The following is a 406-nucleotide window of genomic DNA, read 5'->3' as shown; positions in this document are numbered from 1 at the left end:
AACAGCTACATGTGGGTGTATTGCTCAGGTCGAGATTCACCAGACCCGAATAATCCTATCCCTAATATCGTGCTTTACGACTTCCACAATAGTCGCGCGGCCGCCTGCGTGGTTAATTATCTTGATGGATATCAAGGGTATTTACACGTGGATGGTTATCAAGCCTATGCCAAAACAGAGGCAACCTTAATCGGCTGTTGGGCTCATGCTCGTCGTAAATTTATCGACGCGAAAAAGCTACAAGGGAAAAATAAAACCGGCAAAGCGGATGTGGTATTGAGCCTTATCCAAAAACTGTACGGCGTTGAGTCACGCGTTAAAGATAAAAGTGTGGATGATAAATACACGACAAGACAACAAGCCAGTGTGCCTATACTGGACAAGCTAAAAGCATGGCTTGAGCAGA

General features: G+C 45.1%; 1 protein-coding gene. It reads left to right on the top strand.

Annotated elements, in window-relative coordinates; all coding sequences use genetic code 11:
• Positions 1 to 406 (top strand): IS66 family transposase (locus H5202_RS23705; protein ID WP_182774160.1); only part of this gene is annotated, 406 nt, incomplete at both ends.

It is taken from the genome of Shewanella sp. SG41-4, from assembly GCF_014164505.1.
Taxonomy (GTDB): Bacteria; Pseudomonadota; Gammaproteobacteria; order Enterobacterales; family Shewanellaceae; genus Shewanella.
Note: the sequence above shows the minus strand (reverse complement) of the source record. Positions and strands in the feature narration are given on the sequence as shown.